Source organism: Xanthomonas sp. LMG 12461 (assembly GCF_009192935.1).
Taxonomy (GTDB): domain Bacteria; phylum Pseudomonadota; class Gammaproteobacteria; order Xanthomonadales; family Xanthomonadaceae; genus Xanthomonas_A; species Xanthomonas_A sontii.
This window is the reverse complement of the sequence record NZ_NQYT01000020.1, coordinates 1-19,557: the sequence shown is the minus strand read 5'-3', so window position 1 is coordinate 19,557 and position 19,557 is coordinate 1. Positions and strand designations below refer to the sequence as shown.

16 protein-coding genes are annotated in these 19,557 nt (G+C 69.2%); 7 read left to right on the top strand and 9 right to left on the bottom strand.

The window, feature by feature from the left end; all coding sequences use genetic code 11:
- Positions 1-59: 59 nt before the first annotated feature.
- The 5 genes from CEK68_RS05575 to radC form a co-directional block, all read right to left on the bottom strand.
- Positions 60-2,111, bottom strand: a complete 2,052-nt coding sequence (locus tag CEK68_RS05575) for a TonB-dependent receptor (protein WP_152238794.1) — start codon at positions 2,109-2,111, stop codon at positions 60-62.
- A gap of 251 nt (positions 2,112-2,362) precedes the next feature.
- Positions 2,363-3,118, bottom strand: coding sequence for an SDR family NAD(P)-dependent oxidoreductase (locus CEK68_RS05570; protein WP_010341843.1), 756 nt, complete (start codon positions 3,116-3,118; stop codon positions 2,363-2,365).
- Positions 3,119-3,496: 378 nt separating this feature from the next.
- Positions 3,497-4,330, bottom strand: coding sequence for an SPOR domain-containing protein (locus CEK68_RS05565; protein ID WP_152181185.1), 834 nt, complete (start codon positions 4,328-4,330; stop codon positions 3,497-3,499).
- Between the two features lie 15 nt (positions 4,331-4,345).
- Entirely contained in the window at positions 4,346-6,034 is a 1,689-nt protein-coding gene (gene argS / locus CEK68_RS05560) for an arginine--tRNA ligase (RefSeq protein ID WP_017907880.1), read from the bottom strand.
- A 203-nt stretch (positions 6,035-6,237) separates the two neighbouring features.
- The gene (gene radC / locus CEK68_RS05555; RefSeq protein WP_017907879.1) at positions 6,238-6,912 is read right to left on the bottom strand and encodes a DNA repair protein RadC; all 675 of its coding nucleotides are present in this window, start codon (positions 6,910-6,912) and stop codon (positions 6,238-6,240) included.
- 96 nt (positions 6,913-7,008) lie between these two features.
- Between radC and coaBC the strand changes: the two genes are divergently transcribed.
- Genes coaBC through CEK68_RS05540 form a run of 3 tightly spaced genes read left to right on the top strand, consistent with a single transcriptional unit; the run spans position 7,009 to position 11,105 of the window.
- Positions 7,009-8,286, top strand: coding sequence for a bifunctional phosphopantothenoylcysteine decarboxylase/phosphopantothenate--cysteine ligase CoaBC (gene coaBC, locus CEK68_RS05550; RefSeq protein ID WP_193314116.1), 1,278 nt, complete (start codon positions 7,009-7,011; stop codon positions 8,284-8,286).
- The gene (gene dut, locus CEK68_RS05545) at positions 8,283-8,753 is read left to right on the top strand and encodes a dUTP diphosphatase (RefSeq protein WP_017907877.1); all 471 of its coding nucleotides are present in this window, start codon (positions 8,283-8,285) and stop codon (positions 8,751-8,753) included. The genes coaBC and dut overlap by 4 nt, the downstream gene beginning before the upstream one ends.
- A gap of 15 nt (positions 8,754-8,768) precedes the next feature.
- The gene (locus CEK68_RS05540) at positions 8,769-11,105 is read left to right on the top strand and encodes a phosphomannomutase/phosphoglucomutase (RefSeq protein WP_152238793.1); all 2,337 of its coding nucleotides are present in this window, start codon (positions 8,769-8,771) and stop codon (positions 11,103-11,105) included.
- Positions 11,106-11,154: 49 nt separating this feature from the next.
- Here the strand turns inward: CEK68_RS05540 and CEK68_RS05535 are convergent, their stop codons facing one another.
- A complete protein-coding gene (locus tag CEK68_RS05535; RefSeq protein WP_152238792.1) occupies positions 11,155-11,826 on the bottom strand; it encodes a hypothetical protein in 672 nt (223 codons plus the stop codon).
- Between the two features lie 18 nt (positions 11,827-11,844).
- On the bottom strand, positions 11,845-12,504 hold the full coding sequence (gene pyrE, locus CEK68_RS05530) for an orotate phosphoribosyltransferase (protein ID WP_017907592.1): 660 nt from the start codon (positions 12,502-12,504) through the stop codon (positions 11,845-11,847).
- 129 nt (positions 12,505-12,633) lie between these two features.
- Between pyrE and CEK68_RS05525 the strand changes: the two genes are divergently transcribed.
- The 3 genes from CEK68_RS05525 to CEK68_RS05515 all read left to right on the top strand — a co-directional run bounded on the left by CEK68_RS05525 (position 12,634) and on the right by CEK68_RS05515 (position 15,176).
- On the top strand, positions 12,634-13,434 hold the full coding sequence (locus CEK68_RS05525; protein WP_017912369.1) for an exodeoxyribonuclease III: 801 nt from the start codon (positions 12,634-12,636) through the stop codon (positions 13,432-13,434).
- Positions 13,431-14,798 (top strand): MFS transporter, encoded by a 1,368-nt coding sequence (locus CEK68_RS05520; RefSeq protein ID WP_152238791.1) that lies wholly within the window; start codon positions 13,431-13,433, stop codon positions 14,796-14,798. The genes CEK68_RS05525 and CEK68_RS05520 overlap by 4 nt, the downstream gene beginning before the upstream one ends.
- 150 nt (positions 14,799-14,948) lie before the next feature.
- Positions 14,949-15,176 (top strand): hypothetical protein, encoded by a 228-nt coding sequence (locus tag CEK68_RS05515; protein ID WP_026143529.1) that lies wholly within the window; start codon positions 14,949-14,951, stop codon positions 15,174-15,176.
- Positions 15,177-15,197: 21 nt separating this feature from the next.
- On the opposite strand, the gene CEK68_RS05510 is transcribed toward CEK68_RS05515, so the two are convergent.
- Entirely contained in the window at positions 15,198-16,328 is a 1,131-nt protein-coding gene (locus tag CEK68_RS05510; protein ID WP_152238790.1) for an anhydro-N-acetylmuramic acid kinase, read from the bottom strand.
- Between the two features lie 89 nt (positions 16,329-16,417).
- The gene (locus CEK68_RS05505) at positions 16,418-17,872 is read right to left on the bottom strand and encodes a peptidoglycan DD-metalloendopeptidase family protein (RefSeq protein WP_026144123.1); all 1,455 of its coding nucleotides are present in this window, start codon (positions 17,870-17,872) and stop codon (positions 16,418-16,420) included.
- A gap of 168 nt (positions 17,873-18,040) precedes the next feature.
- Between CEK68_RS05505 and tyrS the strand changes: the two genes are divergently transcribed.
- Positions 18,041-19,252 carry a tyrosine--tRNA ligase gene (gene tyrS, locus CEK68_RS05500; RefSeq protein ID WP_152238789.1) on the top strand — a complete coding sequence of 404 codons (1,212 nt, stop codon included), beginning with the start codon at positions 18,041-18,043 and terminating at the stop codon, positions 19,250-19,252.
- Positions 19,253-19,557 lie beyond the last annotated feature (305 nt).

The window sequence follows — 19,557 nt, the reverse complement described above, 5'->3', positions numbered from 1 at the left end:
GACGGCGCCGGGGGAGGCAGAGGCGCGGCCGCAGCGGACCGCGCCGACGTCGGCGATGGCTACAGGCGCAGTTCGAAGCCGAGATAGGCCGCGCGTCCGGGCGCCGGCGAGAACATCGGCTGGTCGTTGCCGCCCCAGAAGAAGTTGTCGTACCAGACGTAGGCGTAGCGGGCGTCGGTGAGATTCTTGACCTGCAGGTCAAGGCTGGTGCGCGGGCTGAGCTGGTAGCGCACGCTGGCATCGACCACGCGGAAGCCGCCGTACTTGCCCTGGGTGTTGCGTTCGTCGATGTAGTAGTCGCCTTGCGCGCGCGCCTGCAGCCCCAGCTTCCAGCGTGCGTTGGGCCGGTAGTCGACGCCGGCGTTGCTGATGTAGCGCGGGGTGGAGAACACCTCGCGTCCGCGCAGCGACTCGCCGCTCGCGGTAAAGGCGCTGACCACCTTGGCTTCCTGGATCGCGTGCGACAGCCACAGCGTCCAGCGCTCGCCCAGTTGCGTGCTCAGTTGCAGGTCCACGCCCTGCCGGCGGGTCTGGCCGAGCCCGACCGTGGTGCCGGTGCTGGGCATGTTGGCCACTTCGTCGGTGGCATCCTGGCGCCAGACCGCCACGCGCGCCTCGGTGCCGGCGACCGGCTGCAGTTTCAGGCCCAGCTCCTTGCCGGTATTGATCGAGGGCCGGAACGTGCTCTGCCCGGGCGTCAGGTAGGCCGGGGCGGTCGAGCCGGTGAGGATCTGGAAGGTGCGGCCCCAGTTGGCGTACACGCTCAGCTGCGGGTTCAGCGCGTAGATCACGCTGAGCTTGGGCTGTTCGATCCAGCCGTAGCGCTGCAGCGGCGCATGCACGCCGCCGGGCAGCGCGGTCTCGCCGGAGAAGCGGTCGACGCGGAATGCGGGGACGATCTTCAGCGCATCGCTCGGTTGGATCACCGCCTGCAGGTACAGGCCGAGGTTATCCAGGCTGTAGCGGTCGTCGTTCTGCACGCGTGCCGGCGCACGGTCGAAATCGGTCGGCACGCTGTAGGCGTAGCGCGAGCGCCGGTAACGGTTGTCCTGGTGCTCGGCGTTGAAGCCGCCTTCCACGCTCAGCAGATCGCTGGCCTGCCAGGTGACGGTGCTGAGCAACCCGGTCTGGGTTTCGTCCCATTGCCGACGCTGCCGTGGCGCGTTGCCCAGCGGGTAGCGGGTGAAGGTGATCCGGCGGTCGTCCTGGTAACGGTTGAGGTACAGCGTGTTGCGCAATTGCAAGCCGTCGCCGAGCTTGAAGTCGGCGTGCACGCTGGCCTGGCGCATGTCGCGGTCGTCGCCGTCGTTGGCGTTCTTCGGCGGCGACTGGTCACGGTCCTCGGCCAACTCGGTGGCGGTGAGGAAGCCCGATTCGTCGGCCTCGTGGTGGTAGGCGCGTGCGATCAGGCCGATGCGTGCGGCATCGTCGTCTTCGCCGTAGAACCATTTGCCGCCGAGCGTGTACTTGCGCGAGCTGTCGTGCTGGCGATAGCCATGCGCGGCCTGCGCGCCGACGAAATAGTTCTGCGCCAGGCCATCGGCCTCATGGCCGACGGCGTACTGCAGTTCGCGGGTGGCGAAACTGCCGTAGCTCAGCCGCAGGTCCTGGTAGTCGCCGCCCTGGCGGGTGGCGATGTTGAAGTTGCCGCCGATGTTGTGCAGGCCGTAGCGCGGATCGTTGGTGCCGCGCACCACCTCGATGTAGGCGATCTCCAGCGGGAAGATCATGTCGATGAAGCGTTGGTTGCCGCTGTTGACGTTGCTCGGCACGCCGTCGATCAGCACCTTGATGCCGTTGATGTAGCCCTCGCCGTTGAAAGCGCGGAAGGTGACCTTGCCGGACTCGGCACCCTGCCGGGTTTCGGTGAGCTGCATGCCGGGCATCTGCCCCAGCAACTCCCAGCTGTTCATGACCTGCTTGTCGGCGATCTGCTCGCTGCCGAGCACGTCGACCGAGCTGAGGATGTTGCGCGTGGACAGCGAGGCGGCGCTGTGGCGCCGCGCTTCCACGGTGCCGAGCGTGGTGGTGGTGTCGGGTGTCGTCTGCGCGGCGCCGTCGCCGGCCGCGAGCCCGGCCAGCACGGCGAGGGCATGGGTGTAGGTCTTCATGATGGCTGCGGACAAGGGGAGTGGAGACTGGCGGCAGCGGCTGGGCTGCGGGCGAGCGGGTGGTGCGCGGTCCGACGTACGAACGCGGCCCCGATCAGGTGATGTTATATCATTTCGTTAAGGAGTTGTTGGAATCGCCAGCAGGCCGGCGCGACAAGCGTCCGTCCCGACCGTGCGGCAGAGGGCCTTCGCCGCATGGGCGCGCGAGAGACGGGAGGTGGCGGGGCCGCGCGGAGCGGCCCCGCGGCCGTTCAGGCCGGTTGCCGCGCGACCTGGAAGCCGGCGAAGGACTGCGTCACCGGCATGATTTCCAATCGATTGATGTTCAGATGCGGCGGCAGCGTCGCCACCCAGAAGATCTGTTCGGCGATGTCCTCGGCGGTCATCGGCTGCGCACCCTGGTAGAGCGTGTCCGAGGCCTTCTGGTCGCCATGGGTGCGGACCAGGGTGAACTCGGTCTCGGCCATGCCGGGTTCGATCGCGGTGACGCGCACGCCGGTGCCATGCAGATCCGAGCGCAGGCCCAGCGAGAACTGGCTGACGAAGGCCTTGGTGCCGCCGTAGGTGTTGCCGCCGGGGTAGGGATACAGCGCGGCGACCGAGCTGATGTTGATGATCGCGCCGCGGCGCTGGATCAGCGTCGGCAGCAGGCGATGGGTCAGCGTCACCAGCGCGGTGACGTTGGTGTCGATCATCGTGCGCCAGTCGTCCAGTTGCGCGGCCTGCGCCGGCGCGGTGCCCTGGGCCAGGCCAGCGTTGTTGACCAGCAGGTCGATGCCGCGGAACGCCTCGGGCAGCGCCGCCAGCATCGCGTCCAGCGCGTCGGTGTCGCGGATGTCGAAGGCGGCGATGTGCACGCGCTCGGCGCCGAAGGCGTCCAGCAGCGGCTGCAGGCGCTCGGCGCGGCGGCCGGTGGCGATCACGCGCCAGCCGGCATCGACGAAGCGGCGCACGGCGGCAGCGCCGAAACCGGAGGTGGCGCCGGTGATCAGGGCGGTCTGAGTCATTTGAGGGCCGGGAATGGGGAGTGGGGAATCGGGAATGGTAAAAGCAAAACCCGGTCGCGCGCGTCGACAGCGCGTGTGCCCGCGGGGGAAGTCGGCTTCGATGATTGAGACGGGCCAGCGCGGCGCGACAGCGCGCGGATCCGAAGCGTCTTCAAGCCTCGTCGCGCGGAACGGGACGTGCTCGCGTCCCCATTTCAAATTCCCTGGCGACTAAGTCTTTTACTTAGTCGCCGGCAGCACGCCGTCGTGGAACTGCAACGTCATATCGGGGCCAGCGCGGCCCAATGTCAGCAGCGACATCGCATCCGCGCACGTACAGGTGAAACGGCAAGAAGGCCGCTTCACCCATTCCCCAATCCCGATTCCCCAATCCCGGCTCTACTGAGCCTTGATCGCGATCGCCGACAGCCCGCTGCCATTCAACTTCTGCTTGGCCTCGGCCAGTTCGCTGGCGGTGCCGTAGGGCCCCATGCGCACGCGGTAGACGGTCTTGCCGCTGATCTGCGCCGATTCCACGCGCGCCGACAGGCCCAGCATCGCCAGCTTGGCCTTGGTCGACTCGGCGTCGCCGGAGGCGCCGAACGAGCCGGCCTGCAGGATGTAGCGGGCGTTGTCGGGCGCGGCCGCCGCCGCGGCAGTCGCCGGTGCGGTGGTCGCGGCCGGCGTTGCCGTGGTGGCCGCCGGTTTGGCGGCGGCGGGGGCGCTGGCGGCCGCGCTCGGCGTCTCCGGCAGCGGGGTCGGGTTGGCCGCCGTCGCGGTCGGTGCGGTGGCGACCGCGGCCGGAGTGGTGCCGGTGGCGGCCGTGCCTGCAGCGGCCTGCGCCTTGGCCTGGCGAATGGCCTCGGCGCGCGCGCTGGCGGCCAGTTCGGCGTCGGACATCTGCACTTCCTTGCCGGGCAGCAGGGTGTAGAAGTCGTACTGGGTCTGCGCGTCCTTCTTCGCTTCCGGCTTGGTGCTGCCGGCCGCGTTGGCGGCGGGCTTGGGCAGGTCCGGGGCCGCATCGACGTCGGCATCGGCCACCGGCGCCGGTTGCGCATCCGGATTGGCGCGCGGGCCGCCCACGCGCAGGAAGTCGCCGTCCTTCTTGAACAGCCCTGGCGCGCCGAGGAACACCACCGCGGCGATCGCCGCGCCGGCGATCAGCCACACCCACCCGGGCGTGCCGTTGCCGCTGTTGCGCCGGGCCTGGGTCTTACCGCGTCGTGCTGCCATTTACCGCTTCTCCACTCACATTTTTTCCGGGGCCGAGACGCCCAGGAGATTCAGACCGTTCGCCAGCACCTGCTGCGCCGCCACCGCCAGGGTCAGCTTGGCGTTGCGTTCGCCGGCGTCGTCCACCAGCACCGGGGTGCCGTGGTACCAGGTGTGGAAGGCCGTCGCCAGTTCGCGCAGGTATTGCGCGATCAGATGCGGCTCCAGCGCATGCCCCGCATTCTCCACCACTTCCGGGTAGCGCGAGAGTTCCTGCATCAGTTCCAGCGAGGTCGCGTCGCTGAGCCGGTTCAGTTGCGCCTGGCCATCGGCCTGGTCGTAGTCCAGCTTCTTCTCCTGCGCCTGGCGCAGCAGGCTGCACACCCGGGCATGCGCGTACTGCACGTAGAACACCGGGTTGTCGTTGCTCTGCTGGCGCGCCAGGTCGATGTCGAAGGTGAGCTGGGAATCGGGCTTGCGCGCGATCAGGAACCAGCGCGTGGCATCGCGGCCGGCTTCCTCGATCAGGTCGCGCAGGGTCAGGTAGCTGCCGGCGCGCTTGGACAGCTTCACTTCCTCGCCGCCGCGCATCACCGTGACCATCTGGTGCAGCACATACTCCGGCCAACCCTTGGGGATGCCCAGGTCCATCGCCTGCAGGCCGGCACGCACGCGCGCCAGCGAGCCGTGGTGGTCGGCGCCCAGTTCGGTGATGGCGCGCACGTAGCCGCGCTGCCACTTGCTCAGGTGGTAGGCCACGTCCGGCACGAAGTAGGTGTAGCTGCCGTCGGACTTGCGCATCACGCGGTCCTTGTCGTCGCCGAAATCGGTGGATTTCAGCCACAGCGCGCCGCCCTCTTCGTAGGTATGGCCGGAGGTGATCAGCTTCTGCACCGCCTCCTCGACCTTGCCGTCGCGGTACAGCGAGCTTTCCAGGAAGTAGATGTCGAAATCCACGCCGAACGCGGCCAGGTCGTGGTTCTGCTCGTTGCGCAGATAGGCCACGGCGAAGCGGCGGATCGCATCGAGGTCCTGCGGATCCTTGGCGCCGGTGACCACATGGCCTTCCAGGTCGACCGCGGCGCCGGCCATGTAGGCGTCGGCCACGTCCTGGATGTAGTCGCCGCGGTAGCCTTCTTCCGGCCAGTCGGGGCTGTCGGGCGTCTTGCCCAAAGCGCGCGCCTGCACCGAGCGCGCCAGGTTCTCGATCTGGTTGCCGCCGTCGTTGTAGTAGAACTCGCGCTTGGCATTCCAGCCGTTGGCCTCGAGCAGGCGCGCCAGGCAGTCGCCGATGGCCGCAGCGCGGCCGTGGCCGACATGCAGCGGCCCGGTCGGGTTGGCCGAGACGTACTCCACGCCCACGGTGCGGCCGTTGCCGACCAGGCTGCGGCCGTAGTCCTCGCCCTGCTTGAGCACCGCCAGCACCTCGCGCTGGTAGGCGCCGGGACCGAGATGGAAATTGATGAAGCCAGGGCCGGCGATCTCGACCTTGCTGACGTCGTCGTTGGCCGGCAGCGCGTCCACCAGCTGCTGGGCGAGGGCGCGCGGATTGGTGCGCGCGGCCTTGGCAAGCAGCATCGCCGCGTTGGTGGCGAAGTCGCCGTGCTCGCGGGTCTTGGGCCGCTCGACCACGAAGTCCGGCGGCAGGGTGTCGGCCGGCAGGGTGCCATTGGCGCGCAAGGCTTCGATGCCTTGACCGATCAGGGCGCGGAGTTGGGATTTCACGAGATCTCTGCTTGAAGCGCGGAACCGGCGATTTTACCCGACCCGCCGCCTCCCGGCCCGTCCCGGGTTCAGCCCGACCTCAGCCGCGACGCCGCGACCAGCATGCGCCTGGGGCCTGGGCCGGCTGACCGCCCGCGTGGCCTGGAGCCGGCCTTGCCGGGATCGGCGTCCGGCGACATGGCACGCCCAGCCGCCGCTTCGGTTCAGGCCCAGCCGCGCGATGCCATCGAGACAGGCACGCCGTCGCCGACGATGAAGTGGTCGAGCAGGCGCACGTCGATCAGGTCCAGCGCCTGTTTCAGCCGCTCGGTGACGGCGCGGTCGGCGGGCGAGGGTTCCGGGTTTCCGGACGGGTGGTTGTGGCCGATGATCACCGCGGCGGCGTTGAGCGTGAGCGCACGCCGCACCACCTCGCGTGGATGCACCTCGGCGCCGTCCAGCGTGCCCTGGAACAGCTCCTCGAACGCCAGCCAGCGGTGCCGGGTGTCCAGGAACAGCGCGGCGAACACCTCGTACGGCCGCGCCCGCAGGCGCTGCGCGAAGTAGCGGCCGGCGGTGATCGGATTGCTGAGGGTGTCGCCGCGCTGCAGTTCCGCGGCCAGGTGGCGCTGGCCCAGTTCCAGCGCCGCCGACAGCTGGCAGGCGCGCGCCGGGCCCAGCCCGGGCAGGCGTACCAGGTCGCCGGGCGACCGGTCCAGCAGCGTGCGCAACGGCCCGTGCCGCTGCAGCAGGTCGCGCGAGGTGCGCACCGCGTCGCTGCCGGGCAGGCCGGAGCCGAGAAAGATCGCCAGCAGTTCGGCGTCGGAAAGGGCCCGGGGACCGCGTGCCAGCAGCTTTTCCCGGGGACGTTCTTCGCAGGGCCAGTCGGAGATGTGCATATCGCCAGGGTGCCGGCCGACATGGCGCAACGGTATCAGGCCGCCAAAAACCATCGGGTAAGCTAATCGTCCTTGTATGGGTAGGACATTCCCGACGTGACCGCGATTTTCGAGAGGCCCCTGCCGGGGCGACGTGTGCTGTTGTGCGTCGGCGGGGGAATCGCCGCCTACAAGGCGCTGGAACTGGTGCGGCGCCTGCGCGACGCCGGCGCCGAGGTGCAGGTGGCGATGACCGCCGGCGCGCAGCAGTTCGTCACCCCGCTGAGCTTCCAGGCGCTGTCCGGCCATCTCACCCGCACCACGCTGTGGGACAGCGGCGCCGAGCAGGCGATGGGTCACCTGGAACTGGCCCGCTGGGCCGAGCAGGTGGTGGTGGCCCCGGCCACTGCCGACCTGCTGGCACGCCTGGCGCACGGGCTGGCCGACGACCTGGTGGGCACGCTGTGCCTGGCCAGCACCGCATCGCTCACCGTGTGCCCGGCGATGAACCACCGCATGTGGCTGCATCCGGCCACCCAGGCCAACATCGCCACCCTGCGCGCGCGCGGCGCACAGGTGGTCGGCCCGAACGATGGCCCGCTGGCCGAAGGCGAGTCCGGCCCCGGTCGCCTGGCCGAACCGGAGCAAATCGTCGCCGCGCTCGTTGGGCGCACCGACCAGAGCGCCGCGTCGGCCAAGCCGGCCGCGGCCGCCGTCCCGGCGCGTTCCGGCGCTGGCACCGGCACTGCCGCCCTGCGCGGCCTGCGCGTGGTGATCAGTGCCGGCCCCACCTACGAAGACCTGGATCCGGTGCGCTACCTGGGCAACCGCAGCAGCGGCAAGATGGGCTATGCGCTGGCCGCGGCCGCGGTCCGGCAAGGCGCCGAGGTGGTGCTGGTCAGCGGCCCGGTGCATTTGTCTACGCCCGACGGCGTGCAGCGCATCGATGTGCGCTCGGCCGCGCAGATGCGCGAGGCGGTGCTCGGCGCGCTGCCGGCGGACATCTACATCGGCACCGCGGCGGTCGCCGATTACACGCCAAAACAGGTGGCGGCGCAGAAGATCAAGAAGAGCGGCGAGACGCTCACCCTCGAACTGACCCGCACTCCGGACATCCTGGCCGAGGTCGCCGCGCAGACCCAGGCGCTGAAGCTGGTGGTCGGCTTCGCCGCCGAGACCCACGACATCGAGCGCTATGCCCGTGGCAAACTCGCCGACAAGCACCTGGACCTGATCGTGGCCAACCGGGTGGGGGTGGCCGGCAACGGCTTCGAGAGCGACCAGAACGCGGCCACCGCCTATTGGCAGGATGGCGAACGCGACTTCCCGGCGGTCTCCAAGACCCAGCTGGCCGAACAACTGCTGGACCTGATCGCGCAGAGGCTGCACGCATGAGCACTCCCACGCCCTATCCGCTGCAGGTGAAGCTGCTGGATCCGCGCTTCGGCGACAGCTGGCCGCTGCCCGACTACGCCACCGAAGCCAGCGCCGGGCTCGACCTGCGCGCGGCCACCGAGGCGCCGCTGACCCTGGCGCCGGGCGACACCGCGCTGATCCCCAGCGGCCTGTCCATCTACATCGCCGATCCGCAGCTGTGCGCGGTGGTGCTGCCGCGCTCGGGCCTGGGCCACCGCCACGGCATCGTGCTCGGCAACGGCACCGGCCTGATCGACGCCGATTACCAGGGGCCGCTGCTGATCAGCGTCTGGAATCGCGGCCGCGAGGACTTCACCATCGCCCCCGGCGACCGCATTGCGCAGCTGGTGGTGATGCCGGTCGTGCGTGTCGCCCTGCAGGTGGTGGATACTTTCGCCGACAGCGCCAGGGGAACGGGTGGATTCGGCCATACCGGAGTGCGCTGACAGGGGATCGTCTGCATGAGCGAGGCAACACAAGCGCGGCCGGTGCCGCAGGGTTTGCGCAAGGTGGCGCCTCTGCTGACGGTGCTGCTGGTGCTGTTGGTGGTCTGGTTCGGCTGGAGCGGGGTCGAGCAATGGCGCGCCGAGCAGGCCGCCGCCGCCCTGGAGCAGGCGCGCGATGCCGCGGTGACGCAGACCCAGCAGGCGCTGGCGGGCGTGGGCAAACGTCTGTCCGAACGCCTGCAGCAGCCGGCCGTGCAGGCGGCCCTGCGCCGCGGCGACGCCGCGGCCGCCGCCCAGGCGCTGCGTGCCGACTGGGCGCAGGCCGAGGACGCGCAGGTGCTGCCGGCCGACCTGGAGCCGGGCTACACCGATGCGGCGCACTTCGGCTACGGCCGCCTGGCGCTGCTGGAGAAGGCCCTGATGACCGGCAAGCTCGCCAGCGCGGTGATCCGCGACGGCGGCGGCCCGCGGCTGGGCCTGGCCGCGCCGGTCTCGCTGGGCGGCAACGCCGGGGTGGTGTACCTGCGCCTGCCACTGGCGCTGCTGACCGACCCGGTCGCGCAGGCATCGGTGCCGGGCACCGGCTATCTGGCCCTGCGCCAGGGCGGCTACGACGTGATCGCCGCCGGCGACAATGCGCTGCACGATCGCGCCGACGCGATGTCGCGCCCGGTCGGCGACAGCGGCCTGCGCATGGTCGCCTCGCTGCCGGATACCGAAGCCGGTCCGCTGGGGCTGGGCGCACTGCCCTGCCTGCTGGTCGCCGGCCTGTGCCTGGTGCTGGGCGCGCTGTTGTTGCTGGCCGCGCGCGGGCGCCTGCCGCAGCCGCGGGTGCGCCGCGCCGGCCCGGCGGTGGCCGAAGAACATACCCTGCAGCAGAGCCTGCAACGCCAGGAGCCGCCCCCGCCGCCTTCGTCCACCGCCGAGGACACCGCGCCGGCCAAGCCGGTGCCGGCGTTCACGGTGGCGCCGGAGATCTTCCGCGCCTACGACATCCGCGGCGTGGTCGGCCGCGACCTCAGCCCGCAGGTCGCGGCGCTGATCGGCCAGGCGATCGGCGCGGTGATGCAGGAGCAGGGGCTCAACGAGGTGGTGGTCGGCCGCGATGGCCGCCTGTCCGGGCCGGAGCTGTCGGCCGCGCTGATCGAGGGCCTGCGCCGCGCCGGCTGCCATGTCACCGACATCGGCCTGGCGCCGACCCCGGTGGTCTACTTCGCCGCCTACCACCTGCGCGCCGGCAGCTGCGTGGCGGTGACCGGCAGCCACAACCCCGCCGACTACAACGGCTTCAAGATCGTGGTCGGCGGCGAGACCCTGTCCGGCGCCGCCATCGCCGACCTGTACACGCGGATCAGCGCCGGCCGCCTGCCCACGGCCGAGGAGCCGGGCCGGCTGCAGCAACGCGATGTCGGCGACGACTACATCCAGCGCATCGCCGACGACGTGCAGCTGGACCGCCCGCTCAAGGTGGTGGCCGATGCCGGCAACGGCGTCGGTGGCGAACTGGTGCCGCGCCTGCTGGAAGCGATCGGTGCCGAGGTCGTGCCGCTGTACTGCGACGTCGACGGCACCTTCCCCAACCACCATCCCGATCCCAGCGAGCCGCACAACCTCGAGGATCTGGTGCAGACGGTGCGGCGCTTCGATGCCGACCTGGGCGTGGCCTTCGACGGCGACGCCGACCGCCTCGGCGTGGTCACCAAGGAAGGCACGGTGATCTACCCGGACCGCCTGCTGATGCTGTTCGCTGCCGACGTGCTGCAACGCAATCCCGGCGCGCTGGTGATCTACGACGTCAAGTGCACCGGCAAGTTGTCCGACTACGTGCTGCGCAACGGCGGCAGCCCGCTGGTGTGGAAGACCGGGCATTCGCTGATCAAGGCGAAGATGCGCGAGACCGATGCCGAACTGGCCGGCGAGATGAGCGGCCACTTCTTCTTCAAGGAGCGCTGGTACGGCTTCGACGACGGCCTGTACGCGGCGGCGCGGTTGCTGGAGATCCTGGCCCAGCGCGAGGAATCGCCGTCGGAAGTGCTGGCCGAACTGCCCGACAGCGTGGCCACGCCGGAGATCAAGCTGCCGGTGGACGGGCAGGACGCGCATGCGCTGGTCGCCGAGCTGGTCGCCCAGGCGCAGCAGGAGGGCTCGCCGTTCGCCGGCGCGCGGCTGCTGACCATCGACGGGCTGCGCGCCGACTTCGCGGATGGCTGGGGCCTGGTGCGCGCCTCCAACACCACGCCGGTGCTGGTGCTGCGCTTCGAAGCCGACAACGCGGCGGCGCTGGAGCGGATCAAGGCGCTGTTCCGCGCCCAGTTGCAGGCCATGCTGCCGGGCCTGGCGCCGACCTTCTGAGGCGGCGTCGCGCGCCCGGCCTGGTCCGGGCGCCGGCGTGTGCGACGGCTCAGCCGCCGGCGGTGGTCGCGGACTGTGCCGGGTCGTTGCCCCGGGCCGCGCGATAGCGCTGCAGCACGTCCTCGATTTCCTGATCCAGGCCGAGCCGCTGCTGTTCGAAGTTCTTCTGCATGCGCAACTGCCACAGCAGGGCGCGGTGCCGCTGCTGCACGTCGTCGGCGGTCTTGGCCGGCACGCTCTGCCCGGCCAGCTCGCGCGCGCCGGCGCCGGACAGCAGGCCGATCAGGCCCTGGCGCAGGCTCTCCACGTTGTAGCGCGCGGTCTGGATGTTGTTGTCGACGATGCCGATGCGCTCGGCGAACACCCGGCGCAGTTCGTCCTCGGTCTGGTACGACAGCAGCATCGCCTGGTCGGTGCGCTTGCGCGTCTCCAGCGCGGCCTGGTCGGCGCGCTGCTGCGCGGCGTCGGCGGCGGCCGCGGCGCGTTCCTCGGCGTTCAGCGCACGCCCCACCTCGGCGCTGCGCATGCCGCTGGTGGCGTTGAACTCGTCGCGCGCCTGGTTCACCGCTTCCGGCGGCAACGCATCGCTGCAGGTACGTTGGCCGCCCTGGTTCCAGCAGTACAGCTTCTTGGACGGCGCCGACGCCTGTTGCGCGGCGGCCGGCAAGGCGAGCAGCGCCAACAGCGCCGGCAGGACGCGAGTGCGTGGTCGGATCGGCATCGTGGCAGCCCCCTGCTGTCAGCCAGACGAAGCGCAGCCGTAGCGGGCCCGGTAGGCCAGCAGCGGTTCGCGGAAGCCGACAAGGTCTGCGTTTCCGTCGATGAATGCAAGCAGGTCGCCCAGATGCGCGACCGAGACCACAGGAACGCCGGCCTCGGCGGCCACTGCCTGCGCCGCCGAACGGCGGTCGTCCTCGGCGGCGATCTCCTGGCGGTCCAGCGCGACCAGGATCGCGGCCGGTTCGCCGCCGGCGGCGCGGATGATGCCCAGCGCTTCGCGGATCGCGGTGCCGGCGGTGATCACATCGTCCACGATCAGCACCCGGCGGCCGGCCAGCGGCGCGCCGATCAGGCTGCCGCCTTCGCCGTGCGCCTTGGCTTCCTTGCGGTTGAACGCCAGCGGCAAATCGCGCCCGCGCCGCGCGTACTCGCAGGCCACCGCCGTCGCCAGCGGAATGCCCTTGTAGGCCGGGCCGAACAACAGGTCGAAGTCGAGCCCGGCGGCGTCGGCCGCATCGGCGTAGCACGCCGCCAGCCGCGCCATGCTGGCGCCGGAGTCGAAGCGGCCGGCGTTGAAGAAATACGGACTGAGACGCCCGGACTTCAGCGTGAACTCGCCGAAGCGCAGCGCCTCCACGTCCAGGGCCAGTTGCAGGAAACGGTGCCGGTAGTCGGTCATTGGGGGGCCGGGAATGGGGAAACGGGAATAGGGAATCGATAAAGCGTACCCCAGCAGGACCGCGAAGACGGAACAACCGCTATGCTTTTCACCATTCCCTATTCCCCTTTCCCCATTCCCGGCTCTTCCATGCGCATCATCAGCTTCAACGCCAACGGCCTGCGGTCGGCCGCCACCAAGGGCTTTTTCGAGTGGTTCGCCACCCAGCAGGCGGATGTGCTGTGCGTGCAGGAGACCAAGGCGCAGGAGCATCAGCTGGCCGGGCCGGCGTTCCTGCCGGACGGCTACCGGGTCTGGTTCCGCGACGCCAGTACCAAGAAGGGCTACAGCGGCGTGGCCATCTACAGCAAGCGCGAGCCGGACGAGGTGCGGACCGCGCTGGGCTGGCCCGAGTTCGACGAGGAGGGCCGCTACATCGAGGCGCGCTTCGGCAACCTGAGCGTGGTGTCCTTCTACATTCCTTCCGGGTCCTCCGGCGAACTGCGCCAGGGCTACAAGTTCCAGGTCATGGACTGGCTGCGGCCGATCCTGGTGGAGTGGCTGCACAGCGGCCGCGACTACGTGCTGTGCGGCGACTGGAACATCGTGCGCTCGGCACTGGACATCAAGAACTGGAAGTCGAACCAGAAGAATTCCGGCTGCCTGCCGGCCGAGCGCGACTGGCTCAACGGCCTGTGCGCCGACCGCGCCGAAGAGGCCGATGCGGCCAGCGGCCGCGGCTGGGTCGACGCCTACCGCGCGCTGCATCCGGATGGCCAGGACTACACCTGGTGGAGCAACCGCGGCGCGGCGCGCGCCAACGACGTGGGTTGGCGCATCGACTACCAGTTCGTCACCCCGACCCTGCGCGAGCGCCTGCAGGGCTGTTCGATCTATACCGCGCAGCGCTTCTCCGACCACGCGCCGTTCACGGTGGACTACCGCACGTGATCGGCGCACTGGGCGCTTGGTGGCGGTCGCTGGACGTATACGCCAACCCGCGGGTGCGGGCGATGCTGTTTCTGGGATTTTCCTCGGGGCTGCCGTTCGCATTGGTGCTGACCACGCTGTCGGCGCGTCTGCGCCAGGCCGGCATCGACCGGACCACCATCGGCTACTTCAGTCTGGTCGGGCTGGCGTACTCGTTGAAGTACTTCTGGTCGCCGATCGTGGACCGTCTGCCGATCCCGGTTCTCTCGCGACTTGGTCGGCGGCGTAGCTGGATGCTGGTTGCACAGATCGGCGTCGTTGCCGGCCTGGTCGCACTCGCGCTGGCCAATCCCGCGCTGGACGCGCGCGCGGTGGCATTGCTTGCCGTCTGCACAGCTTTCGCCGCGGCAACCCAGGACATTGTCGTGGACGCCTATCGAATCGAGGCGGCTCAGGCCGATACGCAAGGCGCGATGGTCGCCGCCTATCAGGCTGGCTACCAGTTGGCGCTGATCTGTACCGGCGCCGGTGCCCTGACCTTGGCGGCAGAACTGGGCTGGAAGGCGTCCTACCTGATCATGGCGGTCTTCGGATTGGTCGGTCTTGTCACGACGCTCTGCATTGCCGAACCCATGACGGGCACCAGCGGTCCAATACGTCCGGTCGAACCCATGGTGGAGGCGTTCCGCACGCGCGCGCAGCGTTGGCCGGCGTGGATCAGAGCGACGGTTGCTTGGTGCATCGGTGCCGTGATCTGCCCGTTCGTCGATTTCTTCGCGCGGATGGGCTGGAAGGTGGGCATCTTGTCCCTTTCCCTGGTGATCACCTACCGACTCAACTACACCACGATGGGCGTTGCGGCCAATACGTTCTATCTGGACATGGGGTTTACGCTGGAACAGATCGCATTGGTCTCCAAAGTCTATGGGATCCTCATGACGATCGTCGGCGCTTTTCTGGCAGGCGTCCTGGTCCGTCGTTACGGCATAGCGCGGACGTTGCTGATCGGATTGGTCCTGCTTAGTGGCGCCAACCTGATCTACGCGCATATCGCCAGCATCCACCCCGGGATCGCCTGGCTGGCGACTGCGATCAGCGCCGACAACGTGGCCAACGGTATCGCCGGGACCGCCTTCATCGCTTACATGTCATCGCTGACCAGTCCGAACTACACGGCGACGCAATACGCTCTGTTCGGAACCCTGTGGAGCCTTCCCGCCAAGTCGATCGCCAGTCAATGGGGCAAGATCGTGGACGCCTGGGGCTATCCTCCGTTCTTTGTCTATACCGCTGCGATTGGCATCCTTGCGTTACCGATGATCATCTGGCTCATCTGGCGTGAGCCACGAATGAGGGAAGAGGAGGGCGTGCAGAAAACACCCTGATCGCTGGGTTTCTCGGCCACAGCAGCTCGTGTATACGAGGCACGTATCCGCAATTGCCTCACAGCCATTGCCGTCCAGCGATTGAAAGGCCGTCCCCGGACGGGGATGATGGGCAACGGCGCACGCGTGCGCCGCCGCCCGGGAGTCCGCATGAGCGACCTTGTGTTGCGCGATATCGACCCGTTCCTGCTCGAACGCATCCGCCGCATCGCCGTCGCGCGCGGCTGGACCCAGCGCCAGGCGGTGCTGGCGCTGATCGAGCAGGGCCTGTTCTCCAGCGAGCACGACGTGCGCAGCGGGTTCGAGCACCGCGAGGTGGATGCGCTGTCGGAGGCGATCGCGGCGTTGCGCGCGCTGCCGGCCGGCAGCGGCTTTTGACCTTCTAGTTAGCGTCGTCGCTCAGGCGGGGTGGATCGCGCCGAGGATGCGTGGCCCACGCGCGCCGCTGACCGACGGCAGGTTGCCTGGCAGTCCGGCCAGGGTCTGCCGCGCCAGCCAGGCGAAGCCCATCGCTTCGATGTAGTCCGGGTCCAGGCCCTGTGCCTGGGTCGACTGCACCTGCACCCCCGGCAGCCGCGCCTGCAGCCGCGCCAGCAGCAGCGGGTTGTGCACGCCGCCGCCGCACACCAGCAACTGTCGGGTCGCCGGTTGCTGTGCCAGCAGCGCATCGGCGACGGTGGCCGCGGTCAGTTCCAGAAGCGTCGCCTGCACCGCGGCCGGCGCAGGCGCCGGGGTGTCCAGGCAGGCCTCCAGCCAGCGCAGGTGGAACTGCTCGCGCCCGGTGCTCTTGGGCGGCGGCAGTGCGAACCAGGGATCGGCCAGCAGGCGCTGCAGCAGGTCGGCGTCGACCGCGCCGCTGGCGGCGAACGCGCCGCCGGCATCGTAGGGCTGGCCGCGATGGCGCTGGCACCAGGCATCGAGCAGTGCGTTGGCCGGGCCGGTGTCGAACCCGCGCACCGCGCCGTGCGCCGGCAGCAAGGTCAGGTTGCCGATGCCGCCGAGGTTGAGCACGGCCCGGTCTTCGTGCGCGGCCCCCAGCATCGCCGCGTGGAAGGCCGGCATCAGCGGCGCGCCATGGCCGCCAGCGGCGACGTCGCGGCGGCGGAAGTCGCAGACCGTGGCGATGCCGGTCAGTTCGGCGATGCGGTTGCCGTCGCCGAGCTGCCAGGTGAAAGCGGGGTCGGCCAGCGGGCGATGGCGCACGGTCTGCCCGTGCGACCCGATCGCGCGGACCGCGGCCGGCGTCACCCCGGCGTCGTCGAGCAGGCGCAACGCCGCCTCGGCGAAGGCGATCGCGACCTCGGCATCGAGCTGGCCCAGCGCGTCCAGCGAGGCGATGTCGCCGCCTTCGCCTAGCGCGATCAGCGCCGCGCGCTGCTGCGGTGCCCAGGCATAGGTGCGGCCCAACTGCAGATGCGGGTTGCCGTCGTGACCGAAGCGCACCAGCGCGGCATCGATGCCGTCGGCGCTGGTGCCGGACATCAGGCCCAGGAACAGGGCTTCGTCGGGAACGGCGGAAGGCGAGGGCATGCAAGACACCAGGCGGCGGTCGGCGCCGCAGCGTGGGCCAGGCGCCGCCGCCCGTCAATGCGCGGCGCGGCGGAACCGGCTGCCGGTGCTCAGCCGGCGTCGTGCGACGTGGCGGCCTTGGACGAGGCGACGACCTTCTTCTTCTTCGCCCCTGGCTCGCCGGCATCGGCGTAGATCAGCTTCTCCACGCGCTGGATGCGTGCCAGCGCCGGCGAGGTCTGCGCACGGAACGCGGCCAGTTCGGCGCCGGCCAGCGGGGTCGGCGGCGGCATCGTCACCGAGGCCGGATTGCGCTGCACCCCGTCCACGCGGAATTCGTAGTGCAGGTGCGGACCGGTGGCCATGCCGGTCATGCCGACGTAGCCGATCACCGTGCCCTGGTTGATGCGCTGGCCGGCCTTGATCCCGCCGAAGCGCGACATGTGCCCGTACAGCGTGCTGTAGCCCTTGCCGTGATCCAGGATCACCACGTTGCCGTAGCCGCGCTGGGTGCCGACGAACTGCACCCGTGCATCGCCGGCGGCCATGATCGGGGTGCCGGTCGGCGCCGCGTAGTCGATGCCCTTGTGCATGCGCATGGTGCCCAGCACCGGGTGCTTGCGCGCGCCGAAGGTGGAGCTGATGCGGCTGTAGGACACCGGCATGCGGATGAAGCTCTTCTTCAGCGGCCGCCCGGTCACGTCGAAGTACTCGGCCGGCTTGCCGCCGCGCTCGAAGCGGAAGCCGCTGTAGGTCTTGCCGCGGGTGGTGAAGGTCGCCGCCAGGATCTTGCTGGTGTCGATGCGCTCGCCTTCGCGCCAGGTCTCGTCCATGACCACACTGAAGCGGTCGCCCGGCTGCAGGTCCTTGTCGAAGTCGATGTCGTACTTGAAGATCTCGTCGGTCATCGTGGCGATCGCCGACGGCGACAGCCCGGCCTTGCGTGCGGCCACGTACAGCGAGCTGGTGATCTCGCCGCTGGTGACCACGGTGCGCGTGCTGGTCTCGCGCTCGATCACCTTTTCCTTGATGTCGTCGTCCAGCAGCGACAGTTCCACCCGGTGGGTGGCATCGCGGTCGAAGCGCAGGGCGCGCAGGTCGCCCGTCGTCGCCAGGTCGAAGCCGATCTCGGCGCCTGGACGCAGCTTGGTCAGCGCGTCGTGCGTGCCCGGATGGTCCAGCACCCGCTGCATCACCGTGGCGGGGAGGCCGAGCTTCTCGAACACCGAGCCCAGGGTCTGCCCGGACTCGATCCGCACCACCTGCCAGTTGTCGGTGATCGCGGCCTGCTGTTGCTGGGCAAGCGAGATCGGCGGCAACGGCAGCGCCAGCGTCGCCTGCGTGGTCTGCAGCGGCACGTCGATGGCGTTGGAAAAGCCCGGGACGATCGTGGCGACCATCGCACCGATGGTGGCGAACAGGCTGGCGTGGATCCAGTGGCGGCGCGTCCAGCGGCCGGCGGGAAGATGTTCCTTCAACTTGCGATGCAGCGCAGTGTCGTGGAGAACGTGAAGGCGTTGCTGGAACCGCTGCCGGCGCGCGCGTTCCTGATCACTGTTGGGCATCAAGGCTTCCTCACGAGCCCGAAGCGCGAGCTCAAAACTCGGCTACCATAAACATCGTTCCACAGCGCGTCAAACCATTGAGCCGGCTCGAATTTTCACCTGGCTGCACGGTTAACTCGCTCTTAACGCCATTCACGTTTGTTGAAGCCACTCGCCGGAGTTCCTGTTTTGTCCACGATCGAAGAGTCCCTTGTCCTGATCGGCCGCGGTGCCGACGAAATCCTCAAGCGTGAAGAACTGGAGGCCCGCCTGCGCAGCGGCCGCCCGCTGCGGATCAAGGCCGGCTTCGATCCCACCGCGCCGGACCTGCACATCGGTCACACCGTGCTGTTGAACAAGATGCGCCAGTTCCAGGACCTGGGACACCAGGTGATCTTCCTGATCGGCGACTTCACCGGGATGATCGGCGACCCCACCGGCAAGAACGTCACCCGCAAGCCGCTGACCCGCGAGGACGTGCTGGCCAACGCCCGCACCTACGAGGAGCAGGTGTTCAAGGTGCTGGACCGGGAGCGCACCGAGGTCCGCTTCAACTCCGAATGGTTCGGGCAGATGAGCGCGGCCGACATGATCCGCCTGGCCGGCCAGCACACCGTGGCGCGCATGCTCGAGCGCGACGACTTCGCCAAGCGCTACGCGGCGCAGCAGTCCATCGCCATCCACGAGTTCCTGTACCCGCTGGTGCAGGGCTACGACTCGGTGGCGCTGAAGGCCGACGTCGAACTGGGCGGCACAGACCAGAAGTTCAACCTGCTGATGGGCCGCGGCCTGCAGGAGCACTACGGGCAGCCGGCGCAGATCGTGCTGACGATGCCGCTGCTCGAAGGCCTGGACGGGGTCAACAAGATGTCCAAGTCGCTGGGCAACTACATCGGCATCAGCGAGCCGGCGATCGACATCGTCACCAAGACCATGAAGATCGGCGACGAGCTGATGTGGCGCTGGATCGAACTGCTGTCCTTCGAGATCGGCGTGAACGAAGCACAGGCGCTGCGTCAGCAAGTGCAGGCCGGCAGCCTGCATCCGCGCGAGGTGAAGCTGCGCCTGGCGCGCGAACTCACCACCCGTTTTCACGATGCCGCTGCTGCCGAACAGGCCATCGTCGGCTGGCACGCCGTGGTGACCGGGCAGGGCGACACCAGCGCCTTGCCGCTGCAGCAGGTCGCCGTGCCGGCGGAAGGCCTACGGATCGCCGCGCTGCTGACCGCTGCGGGGCTGACCGCCAGCAACTCCGAGGCAAGCCGCAAGCTCAAGGAGCGGGCGGTGCGCGTGGCTGGCGAGGTGGTGGAAGATCCGCAACAGAGTTTCGCGCCTGGCTTCGAGGGCGTCCTGCAGGTCGGCAAGCGGACGTTCGCCCGGGTGCAGCTCATCGCGGCATGAGATCGTCCGCCCGGTTGCCGCGCAGGCAATCGGGCGACGGTGGTGCGTCGCTGCCCACGCTCCATATATAGGGAGTGGCCGCGCACGCGAAGCAGCGCCCACCGAATAGCGTGCGCGGTAAGGCAGGTGGGGCTGACAGGGCCCCCGCGACGGGAGAGTGAAAAAAGTTTTCACACCCTCTTCCCAAGCGCCCGTTTTGGGGCCATACTTTCCCTCCCCTGACGCAACGCCTTCACGGCAACGCGGCAAGGGCGTCAAAACCTCTTCAAAAAGGTGTTGACGAAGTGAAAAAGTCGGCTAATATG

Coding starts and splice junctions, on each gene's coding strand:
- CEK68_RS05575 (WP_152238794.1), bottom strand. CDS start 2,111: ATGAAGACCTACACCCATGCCCTCGCCGTGCTGGCCGGGCTCGCGGCC.
- CEK68_RS05570 (WP_010341843.1), bottom strand. CDS start 3,118: ATGACTCAGACCGCCCTGATCACCGGCGCCACCTCCGGTTTCGGCGCT.
- CEK68_RS05565 (WP_152181185.1), bottom strand. CDS start 4,330: ATGGCAGCACGACGCGGTAAGACCCAGGCCCGGCGCAACAGCGGCAAC.
- radC (WP_017907879.1), bottom strand. CDS start 6,912: ATGCACATCTCCGACTGGCCCTGCGAAGAACGTCCCCGGGAAAAGCTG.
- dut (WP_017907877.1), top strand. CDS start 8,283: ATGAGCACTCCCACGCCCTATCCGCTGCAGGTGAAGCTGCTGGATCCG.
- CEK68_RS05540 (WP_152238793.1), top strand. CDS start 8,769: ATGAGCGAGGCAACACAAGCGCGGCCGGTGCCGCAGGGTTTGCGCAAG.
- CEK68_RS05535 (WP_152238792.1), bottom strand. CDS start 11,826: ATGCCGATCCGACCACGCACTCGCGTCCTGCCGGCGCTGTTGGCGCTG.
- pyrE (WP_017907592.1), bottom strand. CDS start 12,504: ATGACCGACTACCGGCACCGTTTCCTGCAACTGGCCCTGGACGTGGAG.
- CEK68_RS05525 (WP_017912369.1), top strand. CDS start 12,634: ATGCGCATCATCAGCTTCAACGCCAACGGCCTGCGGTCGGCCGCCACC.
- CEK68_RS05515 (WP_026143529.1), top strand. CDS start 14,949: ATGAGCGACCTTGTGTTGCGCGATATCGACCCGTTCCTGCTCGAACGC.
- CEK68_RS05510 (WP_152238790.1), bottom strand. CDS start 16,328: ATGCCCTCGCCTTCCGCCGTTCCCGACGAAGCCCTGTTCCTGGGCCTG.
- CEK68_RS05505 (WP_026144123.1), bottom strand. CDS start 17,872: ATGCCCAACAGTGATCAGGAACGCGCGCGCCGGCAGCGGTTCCAGCAA.